A 260-nucleotide genomic window follows, 5' to 3' on the forward strand; every position below is an offset into this window, starting at 1 on the left:
TCCGTCCCCACCAGGGGATTATTTAATTTAACATAATATAGACACTCTTCTGGTGTCCATAACGGTGCAGTATGTTTCCGTCCCCACCAGGGGATTATTTAATTTAACTTGAAGCGGTGAGAAAAGGGGTCTAAAATGACTACAAAAAAAGTTTCCGTCCCCACCAGGGGATTATTTAATTTAACTTGTATGAACGGCCGAGAGAATAGAAAACCATCGTATGAGCGGGTCTAAAATGACTACAAAAAAAGTTTCCGTCC

It is taken from the genome of Veillonella parvula, assembly GCF_001553335.1.
Classification (GTDB): Bacteria; Bacillota; Negativicutes; order Veillonellales; family Veillonellaceae; genus Veillonella; species Veillonella parvula_S.